Consider the following 18,473-nt stretch of genomic DNA (forward strand, 5'->3'; position numbering starts at 1 on the left):
TTCCAATTATCTGGAAGTTATATATCGTAGTTTAGTCTTATTCACCTAAAGCCCCCTTTAGTTGAAGAGTAAGAGACATCTATTTAAGTAACCTCTGAACTATTTTTGTTTTCCAAATACCAAAACCTATCAAAGCACCTACCATATTAAGTATAAAATCATCAATATCAAAACTTCCTCTTCTTGTAACTAATTGTGTTACTTCAATAACAAATAACAATATAATCATCGAGAACGTAAATCCACCTACCTTGTTTATCTTTTTAATATAGTAAGGTAGGTAAATTCCCATTGGTAAAAACATAATTAAGTTACCAAAGAGGTTTTTTATAGGTATACTTATATTCAAACTTCCGTCAAACATTGCCGTAATATATGTACTAATAGTTTTAAATGGAACGAAATTTGAAGAACTCCTTAAATATTCTATTAACGATAAGTCTGTCCATATATGACCTCTAATTCCCACAAACATAACTCCTACAAATAACAGCATTACCAGTGCTAATAAATAAAATATGAAACTAATACTAAAAATTACCTTTATTACTTTTTCCATTTACAGCTCATCCTGTCTTTCTTCGTATTTTTAATGTTAGCTCTTAAACTATCCCGCCACGTTAATTGAATAAGATATAATGTTAAATCACAAATTTAGTTAATCTGTAGCTCCTTTTTCATGGAACAGTCTATATGCCAGCCGACTATTTTCCTTGAAAACAAACATAATACTAGCTAGATAAAGCCAACCTTCCGTATGCATTGACTAGTCTCTGTCCATCTCTTTCTTCAACAAGCTCTCAATATAATCGTTAAAACGTTCCGTTCCATCTTTCAAGGAATACAAAAAATACAATTTGTGAAAGCTAATCCAATAACTCTCAAAATCTTAATGATACTTCCTACGAAGGATACAAATATATACAGTTCGTCATTCCTCCAAATAAAAAGGCACCCCGAAGGATACTATTGTTTTAAATTCTATTTTAGAAATAAGATCAACACAGCACAGGCTATACCTGAATAAATCCAGATTGCTTGATCTTTGGCACATTGAAAAAACTTTTTCATTTTAAACCAACCTCCTTTTGGTCTACTCAATTCGACAAAATGTGTCGATTTCCTGCCCAAAAAAGAAAAACACCCGAAAGAGTGTTCATATTGGTATATCTATAATTTCAAATCCTGTTTTTCATTTGTTGGACTAATCATTGTGCAAAATAAAAAAAGTGTGGTCGTCCAAATGCAACCACATTTTTTTAATGCCAAAAACACAATAAACATGTTGTTATTTCAGTATTAATATTGTGTGTTCTTGTTCCCAAGAGTGTACTTTAGTGTTGATTCTGTACTTGCTTTTATTTTTGCTTTTCAAAAGAAAATCCTTATATATTTATAAATATCAATGCTTTTTATAGTTTTAACTTTCATTCCAAAAATATTGGAAGAACTAAGTAAAATTCTTCTATTATTTTTATCTTTACTAAATTTAAAGTTCTGTTTGCTTAACTGTTCCGTCCTCAAACACACGATATTCCTTGCGTTTATTGTTTTCATCAATATAATAAGTTAGAAAAATAATTTATAATTCCTTCATCTGTCCATAATATGAACAAATTCCATTCGCAAATCTCCATTTTTTAGACCTTTTTCATCCACCGTATCGAATCCCCATTTCTTGAAAATCCTTCTGTTCCCCAAAAACATAGCCTTCTTTGGTTACATAACCATGTCTCCATACTTTATGACTTTCCAAAGCACTAGTACCAATAGCTTTTGGTTCCCCTAATAAATTCTTTACTTTTTCTTGAGTCATCCCTATCTTTAAGTTATTCTTTATAAAATCGTTATCAATTTGGTTTTCAACTTTTTTAAAGGTTTCTCCTCTTGTCTTTCTTCTTTTTCACTATTTTCTTTTGTTGCTTTCTCATTTTGAACTGCATTTCTGGTTCCTTTTCTTTCTCATTCGTTTCATTAGTTACATTTTCTTTTAAAACTTCTTCCCCTTTTTCTTGATCATCACTTTCCTCAGTTACATTTTCTTTTACATCGCTTTCCGTTTAGAGTCATTTTTTTGCTTTTCACCATCATTGTTTTCAATAACCTCTTTTCCCTCTTCTTCCTCAGCTACCTTAAGAGAAGTGGATGATGATTCATCAGCATCAGCCGTTACATCCTTGTTGCTCGTACTGCATCCCCCAAGAATACTAATAAAACAACGAATAAAATGTTTTTCAATTAAAATGATCCCCTTAAAAAATTTGATTCATCACCACTTTTTGTGATTTTGGCAAAAAAGAAGAAAGCACTTTCGAAAACTTGGCAATAATGTTAGCTACCACATATTCGTCCGTCATGGCAAGGGATGAGAGTCCGAAAGCGCTCACGGATGAAATTCAAAAAAATGGTTCGCTAACCTATGACTTACATCTGTTTTCAGCGAATCAAAAAAGTTCCCACAAAGTCTTGACTGACTCTGTTTTAATCTGGTGCTTCCATACACATGCAATATGTGATATTATTACGAATATATGTTCTTGTTGGTGATTATGATGAAAAATTGAAAAAAAGAGGTGTGTTTTATGATTTTAGGAGTTCATGCTTATTTAAGAATGGATGGTAATGGGAAAGAAGCAGTGAAATTTTATGAAAATGCACTGGATGCAGAAGTTCTGGGAGTTCAAACTTACGGTGAATTGCCTGAAAACCCAGAATTCGCTCTTCCTGCTGAAGCAAAAGATCGAGTAATACATGCACAATTAAGAGTCGGAAATACGTTTCTTATGCTATCTGATACATTTCCAGGTCAACCATACCAACTTGGTTCACAAGTTGAAGTAGCGATCACTTTAAATGATGTAGAAAAATCAAAAGAAGTATTTGGAAAACTTCAGGAAGGTGGCGAAGTAATCATGCCACTTCAAGAAACTCACTGGAGTCCATCATATGGACAAGTTAGAGATAAATTCGGCATAACCTGGCAGATTTCAACAATAGTAGAATAATTTTTGTACTTTGGAAGATACATCCCCCTATTCTATTCTTTATTTTCTTACTATAAACGATTAAAGAACAATTGTTGAAATTAACTTATATTTCAAATACTTGGAAGCACCATTTAACTTATGCATAAATGGGTGCTTTTTTATTTTCAATTCTTATTTTACTCAACTAACTGCTTCTTCCTCTTTCAATTGTTTTTTAGACTTTTTACTAAACAAAAGAGTAAAAGAAGAAAAGGTACTTGTTCAAACGGTAAGATTTAAAAAGATTGTGATAATTTTACTTCAACTATCGTGTTCAATAGTTGAACAATACTGACAGAAAAGACCGATTTATTCATCTGGCCCGATCCATTAAGTCCTGGTTGACACCGATGTATTTTTAATGTTATGGCAAGCGATAAATGGTTAAATATCAACTACTCAAAATTCATGACTTGTACACCTCGATTCGCTGAGCAAAGGCAAGCTTATAAAAATGCCCTTGCTTTTAAACGATAGTACTTACTCTCGCTCTTTCCCATCTCATTATTATGATTTTTATATTATCCTAGATACCTAATATTCCCATAACCGTCGCTCGGCTTATTTCCAGAGCGTCGCTCGTTTCCTGCAAATTCCTTATCACTACAAACATCTTCCGTTCAGATCCTTGAGTTAAGCTAACCGCTACTTCTACTATCACAGATTAGGACTTTTACCCTAGCGCACAAAAAAAGGAATCGGACATCCGTCCGACTCTTTTGCCATAAAATTTCTACATTTATTTTACTAACCGCTCAACTTGATTAACAACATTTTCAACCGTAAAGCCGTATTCTTCAATGATTTTATTGCCGTTTCCGGATGCACCAAATGTGTCGATTGCCATTACGATGCCGTGGTCGCCGACATATTTTTTCCACCCGAGCGGAGAAGCCATTTCAATTGCGACTCTTGCTTTTATCGTTGTTGGTAACACTTCATTTTTATAAGTCTCATCTTGTTTTTCAAATCGATCCCAAGACGGCATACTGATCACATTAACTTCAATTCCTTTTTCTTTCAATGCTTTTTGTGCGTGGACAGCCAGCTGCACTTCAGAACCAGTCGCAATCAACAATGCATCAGGTACTTCTTTTTCTCCTTTACTTATTACGTAAGCACCGCGTTTTACCCCTTCATAAGCAAGCTCTTGCGTACCTTTCAATGTCGGCAAGTTTTGTCTTGTTAAAATTAATGCGGTTGGCTGATCTTTACTTTCAAGGGCAAGGCGCCATGCCGCTTGGACTTCGTTACCGTCTGCAGGGCGTATAACCAAAAGATTTGGAATGGAACGCAATCCGGCTAATTGTTCAATCGGTTCATGAGTCGGACCGTCTTCACCGACAGCAATGGAATCATGGGTAAACACATACGTAACCGGTACGTTCATAAGAGCTGCCAAACGAATGGCCGGTTTTAAATAGTCACTGAATACTAAGAATGTTCCTCCGTACACTTTCACCCCGCCGTGAAGTGCCATTCCATTTAATACCGCACCCATACCGAATTCGCGAACACCAAACCAAATGTTCCGTCCGGCATAATTTTCGGCAGAAAAGTCACCTTCTCCGTTTAAGTAAGTTTTGTTTGATTCTGCAAGGTCCGCACTGCCGCCAAATAGGTATGGTACGTTTTTCGCAAGGGCGTTTAACACTTTTCCGGAAGACACACGTGTTGCAAGAGTATCAAAACCTGGTGTAAATTCCGGCAATTTTTGATCCCAATCGGCCGGAAGCTCTCCGTTTATTGCTGCTTCCAATTCTGCGGCAAGTTCCGGGTACTTTTCTTTATAAGTGGTAAACAATTGATTCCAAGCATCCTCAGTAGTTTTGCCCGGCTCAACTATTTTCTTATGAAAATCTGCATAAACTTCTTCCGGCACATGGAAATCCGGATGATTCCAACCGTAAAATTTTTTCGTTAATTGTATTTCCTCTTTACCTAACGGTGCACCATGAACTTTGGACCTACCGGCTTTATTCGGCGAACCGTAACCGATCACGGTTTTTACTTCAATTAATGTCGGTTGTTCCGTATTTTCCCGGGCTTTTTTAATCGCATCATAAATCTCTTTCGTATCATTTCCGTCTTCTACTCGTAAAACTTGCCATCCGTATGCTTCAAAACGTTTTGCCGTTTGATCGGAAAAAGAGCGGTTTAAGTCACCGTCAAGGGAAATATCATTGGAATCATATAAAACAATAAGTTTGCCTAATTTTAAGTGACCGGCAAGCGACGCGGCTTCGTGAGAGATCCCTTCCATCAAGTCGCCGTCACCGACAAGGGCATATGTATTATGATCAATAACCGACAAATCTTCTTTATTATACTTACTTGTCAAAAATCTTTCTGCCATCGCCATTCCAACAGCCATCCGAATTCCTTGTCCCAATGGGCCTGTTGTTGCTTCCACGCCGTCTGTATGATGCACTTCGGGGTGACCCGGTGTTTTTGAACCGTATTGACGGAAGTTTTTCAAATCATCCATTGTTACGTTATAACCGGAAAGATGAAGTAAACTGTACAAAAGTGCCGAACCGTGACCTGCTGATAAAACAAAGCGATCTCTATTGAACCATTTTGAATTTTTCGGGATATGTTTCATAAATTCCGTCCAAAGAACGTAAGCCAACGGAGCCGCCCCCATCGGTAATCCGGGATGTCCGGAGTTGGCTTTTTCGATCATGTCAATGGACAAAGTACGAATTGTATTAATGGATAATTGTTCTATGGAAACTGTGTTGACCATTGGTGTTCCTCCTTACATTTTATAAATGCCTAAGAGCAATCGGTCAACTTCCGATTGCCCTTTTCTTTCAAATAAAATTAACCCTTTATCGGAACTTTCTTCCAATCCTCTAAAAATCGTTCAATTCCTTTATCTGTTAATGGATGTCCCCATAGTTTGGGGAATAGGTTACCCGGGATTGTTACAATATCAGCACCGACAACTGCTGCTTCTTCGACATGTTCAAGGCTACGAACACTTGCCGTAATAATTTCTGTTTTAAAATTGTAATTGGAAAGTACGACTTTTAAACTTCTAATTAATTGAAGACCATCTGTACCGATATCATCAAGTCTCCCTACGAAGGGGCTTACATAAGTGGCACCGGCTTTAGCAGCCATTAAGCCTTGGGCAACTGTGAAAATTAAAGTAACATTTGTTTTGATTCCTTCTTTCGAAAGAATATTAACCGCTTCCAATCCCGCTTCAGTCATCGGAATTTTTACAACAACATTAGGCGCCCAACCGGCCAATACACGTGCTTCCTTCACCATTTCTTTGGTAGTCAACCCGATAACTTCAGCACTAACTGGTCCGTCCACAATACTACAAATCTCTTTAATAACTTCCTTAAAATCTCTTCCTTCGCGGGCAATAATTGTCGGATTTGTCGTTACACCGTCGACTAATCCAAGACTTGCTACTCGTTTTATCTCTTCAATATTAGCTGTGTCAAGGAAAAATTTCATGTTACTACCTCCTTATACTGTTAGAGCTGCCTTTCTTGTGAAAAAATGCTCAGTTTCGGTATATCGCATTTTTTTATCTCTTCCGTTAATTAATAATGAATGAGTAATAAACTTATTTTTGTCTTGACGAATCCCTCTTATTAACATGTTGTTTGTAATACCCGTTGCAATAAAAAGACAATCATCAGCATTGACTAAATCGTTAAGGATAAGCACTTGTTCAGGATCTGATAACCCCATTTTTTTACATCTCTCATACTCCTCTTTTGTTCTCGGCAGGAGTCTAGCCTGCATATCACCGCCTAAACTTTTTATACCGACAGCTGCCAAAACTCCTTCAGGAGCACCTCCAATGCCGATAAACATATCAATATTTAAATGTTCTACACATGTGGAAATCGCAGGAATAACATCACCTTCTTCAAATAAAAGTACCTTCCCACCAAGACTACGAATACTATCTATCATTCCTTGATGGCGTTCCCTTCCTTGAATAATGACTGTTAATTCATTTACTTGCTTTCCACTTGCTTCCGCTACAGCATATAAATTATCTTCCAATGATTGATTGATATCAATTATACCTTTTGCTCTAGGTCCGGTAGCGATTTTTTCCATATACATATCCGGAGCATTGAGCAAAGCGCCCTTAGGAGTCGCGGCGATAACGGCTATAGCGTCATTTTGACCATTTATGGTTGGAGTTGTGCCATCAATTGGATCGACGGCTAAATCAATTTCAGGACCGCTTCCATTACCGACCCGTTCTCCAATATAAAGCATTGGTGCTTCATCTATTTCACCTTCACCAATCACTACTGTACCGGACATGGGGATCTGATTTAACAAGGTACGCATTGATTCTGTTGCTGCTCTGTCCGCTTCCATCTTATTCCCGCTTCCAACCCATGCAAACGAAGCCAATGCCGCTGTTTCAGTCACATTTAAAAAATCGAACATTAATCGATGCACTGACGTCCACCCCTTTTTAAATAAAACAATGACATATTTAGCAACCACATGAACCGGCAATAGCTTGTTGACCTTGTTCGGTTAAAAATTGTTTTTCTTTCTTTACAATTTTATCTATCTTCCGTTGAGAGCCGCCTTGCCATTCAACGTTTAAGTAAGCGGATACAACTTTCTTTGCCACTTCCGGTCCAATAATTTGTGCACCCATTGTAAGAATTTGCGCATCGTTACTTAACTGTGCCCTTTCAGCGGAATAGACATCATGAGCTAATGCTGCACGGATACCCGGAAATTTATTCGCAGCAATACATACACCAATTCCTGTACCGCAAATAAGAATACCGCGTTCTATCTCCCCTTTGTTGACCCCTTCTGCCACTTTAAATGCAACGTCAGGATAATCAATTGCATCTATCGAATAACAGCCGTAATCTATAACCTCATGTCCTAATTCCTCTATAAAATTTTTTATTATTTCTTTTAATTCAAAACCATTATGATCACATCCGATTCCAATTTTCATATTTGTTTCCCCTTTCAAATTCATCTTAATTTTTTTATTTTTTACTATCCATTATCATTTTATTATATTTACTTTTTATTTTCAAGTTTTATTTTCGTTTATTTTCGTTTCGATAATATAAACAAAACTTTTTATTATTTTTAAATTTTTATTTACTTGCCATATTGCAAATAATTGTTTAAACTGATATAAGTATTATTATGGTTGTTTTTATTTGTTTTTAATTACTTTTACTTATTAATGAAACGTTATTGATACAATTTATGTAGGTTAGGAGGGATAAAAAATGAATAAATTATTTGCGACAGAAAGAAGACAGTTAATTTTAAATATATTACGGGAGAAAAAAAGAGTAACTGTTAAAGACTTAGCTAAATATGTAAACGTTTCCGAGGCGACATTACGGGCTGATTTAAACATATTAGAAGAAGAGGGGCTTTTAACTCGTACACATGGCGGTGCTGTTTTGAATGAAGATCTTCCTGCAAAAAAGAGTTTCTCTGAGAGGGAAAAGAAAAACCGAGAATCCAAAATTGCCATTGCTAAAAAGGCAATTGATTTAATTTCTCATAAAGATTGTATACTTCTTGATGCGAGTACAACATCTCTTGAATTAGCTCGGCTTTTACGTGGGTCAAACAAACATATTACAGTCGTAACAAACGGCCTTTCTCAAGTATTGGAACTAAAGGAGAACCCGGTAATTAATGTTATATTAATCGGCGGTATCGCAAGAATGGGATCCATGGCAATCGAAGGACTCCTTGGTAAAAGCGTGTTGGACAAAATTAATATTGATACATTGTTTACATCAGCTAGTGGTTTTACAGTTGAAGAGGGACTTACCGATTTTAATGTGTATGAAGTTGAATTAAAAAGAGTGATGGTTGAAAAGGCAAACAAAGTTGTTGCCCTATTGGATTCATCAAAAATCGGAACAAGTTCAATTGCAACCTTTGCTACTTGTGAGGAAATTGATACATTAATTACTGATCAAAATATTTCAAGCGATTTATATAATCAGCTGATTAATTATAACATAAAAATTTTATAAAAATTTTTCAAAATAGAGGTGCATAATATTATTATTTTTGGCTGCATCTCTTTTTTATGTAAGAGTAAAATAATCCAACCTGTTTATCAGAGTAAGGATGTATTATTTGGATGTAAGGTTATTAAAAACACGACAATATAATGGGATCGTTTCTGACTATGCATGGAAGTAGCTGATCAAGGCGTCCGTATCGATCATTCTTATCTATATTTGATTTAGAAATTTCTTAAACAGATAGCAAAGATAATAAAATGGATTGAAAAATTTTCCTTCTTTGTCTTCACAATACTATAGATTCATGAGGAGATTATCTCATAATATAATCAGACCTAGAAAATGTGCAAAGTTTAACGATTACTTTTTTATTATATTTAATCAACATTTTTTGTAATTAATTAAAATTCTTATAATAAGTTGGATAGTTTAAGATACAAGCAGACCTCTCCTTCTTCATCCCTTCAAAATACAATCACAAAAAATGATGAGGAAGGAGAGGGCAGAACGTCTGTTGTTAAGTAAATCCAGCACATTCAAGAAATACAATCGAAAACGTTCTAAATTTCTGTAATATGCTCTATTTTTAATCTTATATTTGCTTCCCTAGATAAGAAATATTGGGAGATTTCACCTTTTTAATTTTCTATTATCTGGGCTACCTCATGGAATGAAGGGTATAGACTACTCCAGGAAATCATTCTATCCTAAAAAGGATTCAAAAATCGGGATCTCAGAAGAGCTTTCATTGTTTGTCTAAATCACAAAATTTAATGATAAATCTTTATTTTTTATTGTTTTTTCCTAGAATTCGAATCTTATAATAAAAAATTATGTTTTTATATATCCATTTTATCCATTTAAAAGATTTATAAAGTGAAAGGTGTATTTTCTTTTTGAAAAAGACACCTTTATTACATTTGATACAATAAAGGTGCCATTAAATAATAAGAATGGATTCATTTGTGTTGCTTTTTAACCGACTTTTTCTACCTTATTATTTACATAATTTAAGAATGTTTCTAATATAAGATAACAGGAAGTTGCTCCCGGATCTTGAACTCCAATTGAACGATCTCCTAACCGGCTAGAACGTCCTTTTTTCGATAGCAAATCTTTTGTAGATTCCATTCCTTTTTTGGCCTGATGCACAGCAGATGTAAATGCACCAACAAAGTCACCGGATTTTTTAACCTTTGCTTCAAGTTCGTTTAAAAAAGGTTCTAGCGTATCAACCATTGTTTTCTCACCAACCCGTGCACCACCGCGTTCTTGAATCCCTCTTCCAAAAGCTATCCAATATTCCGCTAAATCTTGATCATTAATCACTGTTTTCCCTTTTATGACTTTTGCACCACGTATAAAACCTGTGGCATATAAAGGACCAACAGATGATCCGACTGCATTTAAGAACGTTTTGGCGACAGTTGTATTTACTTTAGCGGGATCTTCTTCATTTGCTAATTCATTTTCTAATTTTTCGTTTACAGCTTGCCAGCCTATGGACATTGTTACACCATGGTCACCATCACCTAGTTTGCGATCTAATTCACACAGATAGTCTTTTTGTTCTTCTATTACATCTACAACTGCTTTAAAATAGCGCATGAAATCTTTTGCTGTAAATTCCATTTAGAGACCTCCTTACTTATTTCTGTACAAACATTGGTGTATTAACTGGATGATCAATCATTTTTTCCAATTCCTCATCCAATTTCATTAATGTAATTGAACAGCCACCCATTTCTAATGAAGTAATATAATTTCCAACATATGAACGATATATCTTAATCCCACGTTCACTTAATAATTTTTCAACTCGACGAAAAATAATAAAGAGTTCCATATATGGTGTAGAACCAAGGCCATTTACTAAGACAGCCACTTTATCCCCTTCTTCGATTTCGATATCTTCTAAAATTTCATTAACTAAGCGATCTGCTACTTCATCTGCCGGTTTAAGCGGACCTTTTTCTATCCCCGGTTCCCCATGGTGTCCAAGTCCAATTTCCATTTCATCATCACCAATTTCAAAACTTGGTTTACCGGTTTGAGGTAATGAACATGGTGTTAAACCAACACCCATTGATCGAATATTTTCATTTGCCTTTTTTGCAACCCGAACAACTTCGTCTAAATTATAACCAAAATCAGCTGCTGCACCCGCTGCTTTCCATACAAAGAATTCACCTGCAATCCCACGGCGTTTTCCCTTTTCTTCTTTTGGCGCAGATGCCACATCATCAGTTGTTATAGCAGTACCTACACATATATCCTCATCCAATTCAGCCATTTCAGCTGCCATACCAAAGTTCATTACATCACCTGCATAATTACCGTATAAATAGACGACCCCTGCTCCTTTATCAATTGCTTTTGTTACTGCCAAAATTGGTTCTGGAGATGGAGAGGCGAAAATATTGCCAACTGCTACACCATCTGCCATTCCCTCACCAACATAACCCATAAAGGCTGGTTCATGACCAGAACCCCCTCCGATTAATATACCTACTTTCCCTTCTCGAGTTTTACGTGTTGTAACTATTGCTCGTTTATTTTCAGGTAGTTGTTTAACATAGTCTGGATAGGCTTTTACATAGCCCTCAATCATTTCTTCTACAACATTTTTCGGATCATTTATCAGTTTCTTCACAGACGTACACTCCTTTGATTAATGATACTATTATTAATGCTAATCCTTTTCTTTTTAATAGTACTACTATTTTTAGTTTTTAAACTATTTTTTCTTTTACATTCTTAGATACTTTTTTGACCGTTTCATCAGGAAGTTTTAAAAAGTTTGTTAAAATAGCCGCTATAAAGTATAATCCAGCTAATAACCACATTAAACCTTTAACGCCAAGAGCATCATAGAATAGTGTTACTATTGCAGGGCCGACAAAAACACATAAACCAGCCCCCAAGTTTAAAATTGACATTGCAGCTCCCTTATCTCCGTCACCAACTAAAGAAGGAGTTAAAGCTGATAGTGGAACAAATCCAGCTAAACAAGCTCCCCAAAGTATACCTGCTAGACCGACTAGAAATACATTTTCTTCAAAGAAATATGGTGTGTAGAATAGCATTAATGTGAATACACCACAACCTACAGCACCAAACCATTTAACCGTTCTTCTCCACCCTAACTTATCACCAACATATCCAAAGATTAAGTTGAAAGCGATATTAGAAATAAAAATTGTTCCCCAAATATTCAACCAAACGGTTGTACTAACTCCTTGTTTTCCCAAATAAATCGGTAAAAACAACGGAAAAGCATATTGAGAAGCTTGGTTGATAACACGTACAATCCCGGCAATTCCAACTTTCGGCTCTTTTTTGACAATTAAAATACCATTTAATAGCTCTTTCAATTTATTTTCTTTCTTAGATTCATCCACTTTTTTAACATCAATTTGGTCGCGGTTCACAACTACCGCTAAAAATGCTCCAAATGCGATAAATACAAGTGCTACCCATAAAGTACCTATGTGGCCAATAACCGGTATGGCCCAACTGGAGAAATATGCCCCCAGTACACTTAATCCGCCAGTAAACACAAACCAGAACCAACCAACAGCTTTCCCTAATTGATAGCTAGGTGTCCGATAAGTAATCCATACTAAAAATGCGTAGGCAAATAATGGATAGCCAAATCCCCGAACAGCATATGTAGGGATCATCAAACCGTAATGTAATTCAGGTAACGCAATAGTTAGAAATAGTACTTGACCTATAGTATAAGTCAACACACCAAGCAACATTGTTTTTCGTGGACCTATGGCTTCTACCAATACACCCGAAAACCATGCCCCAATCGCAATCGTTACTCCATATGCGGTTGTAAGACCGGCAGCTTGTTGGACGGTAAGCCCACGATCAACGAGATAGGGACTTATCCAAGCAAGTTCTAATCCGTCACCCATCATAAAGATTAAAACTCCAACATATCCCCAAAACAGATGAGAAGGAATACCAATACGATCCAAAAACGACTGTTTTTTCGTTAAATTTGTCATTAATTTCCCCCCTTTTTCTCTGAAAGACATTACGGCACTAAAATGACTTTCAAAGATTTTTCCCCTTTTTCCATCAATTCAAATCCCTTTTCAAATTCTTCAAGCGGTAACTTATGAGTTACAACACCTTCAGTTGGGAAATCACCGTTAGCAATTCCTTCAATAACCAACGGGTAGCAATAAGGTCCTAAGTGTGATCCTAAAAGATCAAGCTCTTTACGGTCACTGATAATACTCCAGTCAACTGTTACAGGTTTGCCAAATACACTAAACTCAACAAAACGACCTAATTTTCTAATGGCAAGAAGACCTTGTTCAACGGAAGAAGGATGACCTGTAGCTTCAATGTATACATCACAACCGTAGCCGTCAGTCATATTTTTAATTTCTTGTACTACGTCAACTTTAGTCGGATTCATAACAATGTCGGCACCAAATTTTTTTGCTAACTCTAAACGATCTTCTTTTAGATCTAAAACTACTAATGTTTTGGCCCCGGATTTCTTAATTGCACCTATCATTCCTAAACCTAATGTACCGGCTCCGGAAAGTACAACGACATCTCCTAATTCAATCTGCGCACGTTGTACAGCATGTAAGCTACAAGCATATGGTTCTATTAAAATAGCTTTTTCAATTGGTAGATCTTTCGGAACCTTATGGTTAATTGCTTCTTTTGTAAACTTCATGTATTCCGCCATTCCGCCGTTTACATTGTTTTGAAATCCGTAAAGGTCATGTTTTTCACACATCCAATATTGACCACGCTTACAAAAACGGCATTCCCAGCATGGGACAATTTGTTCGGAAATTACGCGATCACCAATTTCAAAATCTGTAACAGCATCACCTTTTTGAACAATTTGTCCAATAAATTCATGTCCTGGAATCATAGGCGCTTTAATATAAGGAGGCTGTTTTTCATCTCCCCAGAAACTTGGCGCTCCATAGAATGCTTTTACATCACCGGCACAAATACCGCAAGCTTCCACTTTTACAATTATCTCTTTATCGTTTTCAATTTTGGGAGTCTCTACTTCTTCTAATCTATAATCTCCTGGTGCATAAGCAACAACTGCCTTCATTGTTTTTGGAATTTCAAAATTTTGCGATTTGTTATTAATAGCTGTTAATTTCATTATTATTTATCCCCTTTCCAAAAATTTTAATCGTCATTTAAAAGTAAATATTTACAAATAAAAGAAAAGAAAAAAATGCAATCGCTTTCATTTGGTGGTTTTATTTTATCACTTACTTTTCTTTTTTGTCAATAATATTTATTTATTTTTATTTTTTGTTTCGTTATGAAAATATACTACCTTCATTTATTGACTAATAATAAAAAATGAAATAAAATGCATAAAAAAGCGAAAATTAATATTTTTTATTTTTAATATTATAAAAAAGAAAGGATGGTATTCATGTCTTTTCAAGGATATGATAAAAACTTTAACATTAAGGATAAAATTGCAATCGTAACTGGTGGTGCTAGCGGGATCGGAAAAGCAATTTCAGAACTGTTTCTTGAAAAGGGAGCAAAGGTTGCAATTTTCGATTTAAAAGAAAATGTAAGTAATATCGCAAAAGAAATTAATGATGAAAAAGCAATCGGGATTTATTGTGATGTAACAAATAATGATAGCATGGACCAAGCAATACAAATGGCGAAAAATTACTTTGGGAAAATTGATATTCTTGTAAACTGTGCTGGCATTGCTTTACTTGATGATGCTGAAAAAATTTGCGATGATTATTGGCAAAAAACGATTGACATTAATCTAACCGGTACATTTAAAATGTCACAAAAAATCGGCAATGTGATGATTGAACAAGGTCATGGGGGAAAAATTATTAATTTAGCTTCACAGGCAGCACTCATCGCATTGGATAATCATGTTGCTTACTGTGCAAGTAAAGCCGGCGTAATTGGAATGACTAAAGTTTTAGCTTATGAATGGGCACAATTTAAAATTAATGTAAACGCTATTTCCCCGACAGTTATCTTAACTGAATTAGGTAAAAAAGCATGGAGTGGTGAAAAGGGAGAAAAGGCAAAGAAAGAAATTCCACTTGGTCGTTTCGGATATCCTGAAGAAGTAGCTGCTGTTGCACTATTTTTAGCTAGTGATGCAGCAAACTTCATTACAGGGGAGAACATTGTAATAGATGGCGGTAATACAATTAAATAGAAGCATTCCTGTTAGGAAAGTTTGGTGTTTATGCCAAGAAAACGGACACGTTAACAGAGAGAAATAGCTGAATTTATGCAGCTACTTTTCTCTGGTTAGCGTAATATGCAGCTTCAAATTCACATGGCGATACATAGCCAAGAGCAGAATGACTTCTTTTACGGTTGTAAAAGCATTCGATATACTCAAAAATGTCTTGTTTCGCTTCTTTCCGCGTGCGGAATCGATTCAGCTAAATAAACTCTTTCTTGATGAGGCTATGAAACGACTCTATACAAGCGTTGTCGTAACAGTTCCCACGTCTCGACATGCTCACTTGAAAATGATGTTCCTGTAAAAGTCGCTGATAGTCATTCGAAGCATACTGGCTTCCACGATCCGAATGATGAATCACTCGTCCCGTTGGTTTTTCGCTGTTTAGAGCCCGTTGTAACGTTTTGATGACTAATTCTTTGGTCATTCGTATATCGATATACCAACCTACGATCTTTCGTGTATATAAATCTATAGCGCTCAATAAATACAACCATCCTTCATCAGTAGGAATGTACGTAATATCGGCCATCCATACTTCATTTGGAACCGTTGCTTGGAAGTTTTGTTTCAATAGATTAGAATATACGTTGTAAGGATGGTTACTGTTCGTGTGGCTTTGAATTTACGGACAGTAATGCATCTCAAGCCTTCTTCGCTCATGATTCTAGCGACCGTCTTTTAAGACACACGAATCCCTTGTTTGCGTAGTTCTTGCGTAATTTTTGGGCTTCCGTAAATCTTTCGTGACTTGAGATACTCATTTCGAATCTGTTGAGCCAGTAGACAAGGTCAAATCTACCTGCACCAGCTCGAGGACTCGTATTCCTGTAGAACGACCTTGTCCTTTTTAAGCCTATAACCTCGGTTCCGCCGCATCCAATTTTCGAATGAGTTTTTTCAAATCCCCACATCAAGATTTATTCACTACTTGTTTTTCCTCTGTATTGATGCGTGTGAGGTATTCGTCCGTTTATTGTTGTAACTCCAGAGAATTCGTGATAATGTCCCCCTCCTGGAAGTGGAATAGCCGGTCCGGTAACGCCACTTATCTCATGCCTATGCCCATCATTGAAGGAGGTAAAGGTAAAATAACGGTGTGTATGTGGAACACCACTTGGTGCAGGTTCTGTCACACCAACAAATTTATGACTATGGCCTACATCAAAAGAAGTAACTCCGGAGAATTGGTGAACATGTACAGGCCTACCGTCCCAAGTAGTAATATACAAGTTATGCGAGTGATGCGAATCAGAATCATCAGAATGAACCAAATAGCCGCTAACGGGTATCTCCATCGTTTTTCCCCCTTCATTCATTTTCCTCGTATCATATGATGATGGGGGTGTTGATGTGTGGGCTAGTATCAGATAGACTACCTCCCATATTTGCCTGCTAAACAAACTAACAATTTTTTCAACATTTTCATTCTTCTTTCTAAAAACGTAACCTCAAAACTCAACCGTCACTTTCATCGGAACTTCTTTTGCAAGATATGGAGTTAACTATGCCATAAAAAAATTCGGAAAAAAAGCAGTCCAATTTGGTAAAGAGACATAGTTACGGAAAAGTATTGTCTTCTGTCTCAAAATTAGATAAAAATAAAATTCATTACATTATGCAATCAAAACACAACTGGCATAAGGTAACGAAAAACAACTGGAATGAGGTTTCAAAAGTAATTTCACATGTGATGCGCTATGGGAAAGAATCTTCGTATAAGTCTGTAAGAAAGAAAACTTTAAAAATGAATGGCCATACTGTTACTGTTACCTTTACACGAATTCGTGGGCAAATAAAAATAAGTGATGCGTGGGTGAATAAGTAATGATAAAAAATTTAGATAGTCTTATACTTTCGAATAATTTTGAAGATGCCAAAAGATTAGTTGAATCAATAGATTTTAAGACATTTTCTAAAGAAATTCTTTATAATGCGTATAATAATTGTAGTATTATTTATTATAGTTTCTTAAATTACTTATTAATTGAAAATGAGACTAGTAAAATACATGACCTTGCATTCTCCCTATTAGTAAATCCATTAATCCATTTGGAAGGTGCATATAATTCAGCACTATATCATGCATTGAGATCTGTTGAGTTAACAAATAGAAAAGATGTGGGAAGTTTAGAAAATTTACTATTTTTAAATACCATACCAGATAAACTTATTAGTGACGAAGAAGCAATTAAAATTTGTAAGGAAATTTTAAAGCTCGATAATAAAAATGAATTGGCTAAAGAATCCCTAAGTGAATTATTACAAAATTAAGGAATATTTTAAAAATTTATTTTATGGACTGCCCCTTTTCTTTCGGTGAAATATCAAAAATAATGTTTAAAAGTATAATGCTCCCATAAGGTGAGACACATGAGCGTGATAAATAAGTTATAATGATACCATGAAAAAAAGAAACCGATATACCGCAGATTTTAAAGCTAAGGTGATTCTTGAGGTGTTGCGTGAAGAGCAAACCGTCAATGAAATAGCCGCCAAATATGAATTAAGCCCAGTCATGGTCAGTCGTTGAACGATCCTCGATGGTCTTTGAAAAAGGCTCAAGCGAAGTGGATAAAATCCGTAAAGAATATGAGGCCAAACAAGAAAATTTAGAGAAATTGGTAGGTCAGTTAATGGTTGAAGTTGACTGTCTGAAAAAAATCTGGACTCAAATAAGTCTGTTGACGAACGAAAGGCTATGTTCGAATTAATCACCCATCGATCAAAATCAAGCGTAGGTATCCATCGTACTAGCGTGTATCGCCAATCAAAGGGGCAAACAGAAAGCTCAGAAAACATCATGCTCATGCACGAAATGGATATGCTTTATACAGCTCATCCCTACTTTGGCTACAGGCGCATGACTGCGAAACTTCGTGAGAAAGGATTTGATGCGAATCGTAAACGCGTACACCGTCTCATGCGTCTTATGGGTATACAAGCTATTTACCCTAAACCCAACCTTAGTAAGAGGCTACATGCCAAGTACTGCCGACCTTACCTGCTCCGTGGATGGGAGATCACTCATCCGAACCATGTGTGGGGAGTGGATATCACCTACCTTCGTATGGGACGGGGCTTTATGTACCTGTTTACCATTATCGACTGGTTCAGCCGCAAAGTGATCGATTACGAGTTATCTAGTTAACTAGCACGCTGGAGAAAGGATTTGTCATCAACTGT

The 18,473-nt window shown here is 36.0% G+C and carries 15 protein-coding genes and 1 pseudogene; 6 read left to right on the plus strand and 10 right to left on the minus strand.

Features of this window, described 5'->3' with window-relative positions; translation table 11 throughout:
• Positions 1-79: 79 nt before the first annotated feature.
• Complete coding sequence (locus tag NSQ84_RS09795; protein WP_339211869.1) at positions 80-559, minus strand: VanZ family protein; 480 nt, start codon at positions 557-559, stop codon at positions 80-82.
• Between the two features lie 2,023 nt (positions 560-2,582).
• Between NSQ84_RS09795 and NSQ84_RS09800 the strand changes: the two genes are divergently transcribed.
• Positions 2,583-3,005, plus strand: coding sequence for a VOC family protein (locus NSQ84_RS09800; RefSeq protein WP_063388747.1), 423 nt, complete (start codon positions 2,583-2,585; stop codon positions 3,003-3,005).
• Positions 3,006-3,765: 760 nt separating this feature from the next.
• Here NSQ84_RS09800 and tkt read toward each other — a convergent pair.
• From tkt to rpiB, 4 genes are all read right to left on the minus strand, one after another.
• The gene (gene tkt / locus NSQ84_RS09805) at positions 3,766-5,775 is read right to left on the minus strand and encodes a transketolase (RefSeq protein ID WP_339211871.1); all 2,010 of its coding nucleotides are present in this window, start codon (positions 5,773-5,775) and stop codon (positions 3,766-3,768) included.
• Between the two features lie 77 nt (positions 5,776-5,852).
• Positions 5,853-6,503 carry a fructose-6-phosphate aldolase gene (fsa, locus tag NSQ84_RS09810; protein ID WP_327856319.1) on the minus strand — a complete coding sequence of 217 codons (651 nt, stop codon included), beginning with the start codon at positions 6,501-6,503 and terminating at the stop codon, positions 5,853-5,855.
• 12 nt (positions 6,504-6,515) lie between these two features.
• Complete coding sequence (glpX, locus tag NSQ84_RS09815; protein ID WP_339212772.1) at positions 6,516-7,463, minus strand: class II fructose-bisphosphatase; 948 nt, start codon at positions 7,461-7,463, stop codon at positions 6,516-6,518.
• A gap of 49 nt (positions 7,464-7,512) precedes the next feature.
• Positions 7,513-7,998 carry a ribose 5-phosphate isomerase B gene (rpiB, locus tag NSQ84_RS09820; RefSeq protein WP_063388750.1) on the minus strand — a complete coding sequence of 162 codons (486 nt, stop codon included), beginning with the start codon at positions 7,996-7,998 and terminating at the stop codon, positions 7,513-7,515.
• A gap of 286 nt (positions 7,999-8,284) precedes the next feature.
• On the opposite strand from rpiB, the gene NSQ84_RS09825 reads away from it, so the two are divergent.
• A complete protein-coding gene (locus NSQ84_RS09825) occupies positions 8,285-9,052 on the plus strand; it encodes a DeoR/GlpR family DNA-binding transcription regulator (protein ID WP_063388751.1) in 768 nt (255 codons plus the stop codon).
• Positions 9,053-10,021: 969 nt separating this feature from the next.
• Here NSQ84_RS09825 and dhaL read toward each other — a convergent pair.
• From dhaL to NSQ84_RS09845, 4 genes are all read right to left on the minus strand, one after another.
• The gene (dhaL, locus tag NSQ84_RS09830) at positions 10,022-10,678 is read right to left on the minus strand and encodes a dihydroxyacetone kinase subunit DhaL (protein ID WP_063388759.1); all 657 of its coding nucleotides are present in this window, start codon (positions 10,676-10,678) and stop codon (positions 10,022-10,024) included.
• 16 nt (positions 10,679-10,694) lie between these two features.
• Positions 10,695-11,699 (minus strand): dihydroxyacetone kinase subunit DhaK, encoded by a 1,005-nt coding sequence (dhaK, locus tag NSQ84_RS09835; RefSeq protein ID WP_063388758.1) that lies wholly within the window; start codon positions 11,697-11,699, stop codon positions 10,695-10,697.
• Between the two features lie 79 nt (positions 11,700-11,778).
• On the minus strand, positions 11,779-13,065 hold the full coding sequence (locus NSQ84_RS09840; protein ID WP_063388757.1) for an MFS transporter: 1,287 nt from the start codon (positions 13,063-13,065) through the stop codon (positions 11,779-11,781).
• A gap of 29 nt (positions 13,066-13,094) precedes the next feature.
• Positions 13,095-14,204, minus strand: a complete 1,110-nt coding sequence (locus NSQ84_RS09845) for an alcohol dehydrogenase catalytic domain-containing protein (protein ID WP_311066205.1) — start codon at positions 14,202-14,204, stop codon at positions 13,095-13,097.
• Positions 14,205-14,486: 282 nt separating this feature from the next.
• Here NSQ84_RS09845 and NSQ84_RS09850 point away from each other — a divergent pair, with 282 nt between their 5' ends.
• On the plus strand, positions 14,487-15,254 hold the full coding sequence (locus NSQ84_RS09850; RefSeq protein WP_339211875.1) for an SDR family oxidoreductase: 768 nt from the start codon (positions 14,487-14,489) through the stop codon (positions 15,252-15,254).
• A 953-nt stretch (positions 15,255-16,207) separates the two neighbouring features.
• On the opposite strand, the gene NSQ84_RS09855 is transcribed toward NSQ84_RS09850, so the two are convergent.
• A complete protein-coding gene (locus tag NSQ84_RS09855) occupies positions 16,208-16,585 on the minus strand; it encodes a YmaF family protein (protein WP_063388754.1) in 378 nt (125 codons plus the stop codon).
• Between the two features lie 184 nt (positions 16,586-16,769).
• Here NSQ84_RS09855 and NSQ84_RS09860 point away from each other — a divergent pair.
• The 3 genes and pseudogenes from NSQ84_RS09860 to NSQ84_RS09870 form a co-directional block, all read left to right on the plus strand.
• Positions 16,770-17,115 (plus strand): annotated as a pseudogene (locus NSQ84_RS09860) (polymorphic toxin type 35 domain-containing protein); the annotation flags it as partial.
• Complete coding sequence (locus NSQ84_RS09865) at positions 17,115-17,561, plus strand: hypothetical protein (RefSeq protein WP_339211877.1); 447 nt, start codon at positions 17,115-17,117, stop codon at positions 17,559-17,561. The pseudogene NSQ84_RS09860 and the gene NSQ84_RS09865, both read left to right, overlap by 1 nt.
• Before the next feature lie 427 nt (positions 17,562-17,988).
• Positions 17,989-18,438, plus strand: coding sequence for an IS3 family transposase (locus NSQ84_RS09870; protein WP_339211879.1), 450 nt, complete (start codon positions 17,989-17,991; stop codon positions 18,436-18,438).
• Positions 18,439-18,473: the final 35 nt, after the last annotated feature.

This window comes from Aeribacillus sp. FSL K6-3256 (genome assembly GCF_037965805.1).
Taxonomy (GTDB): Bacteria; Bacillota; Bacilli; order Bacillales; family Aeribacillaceae; genus Aeribacillus; species Aeribacillus composti.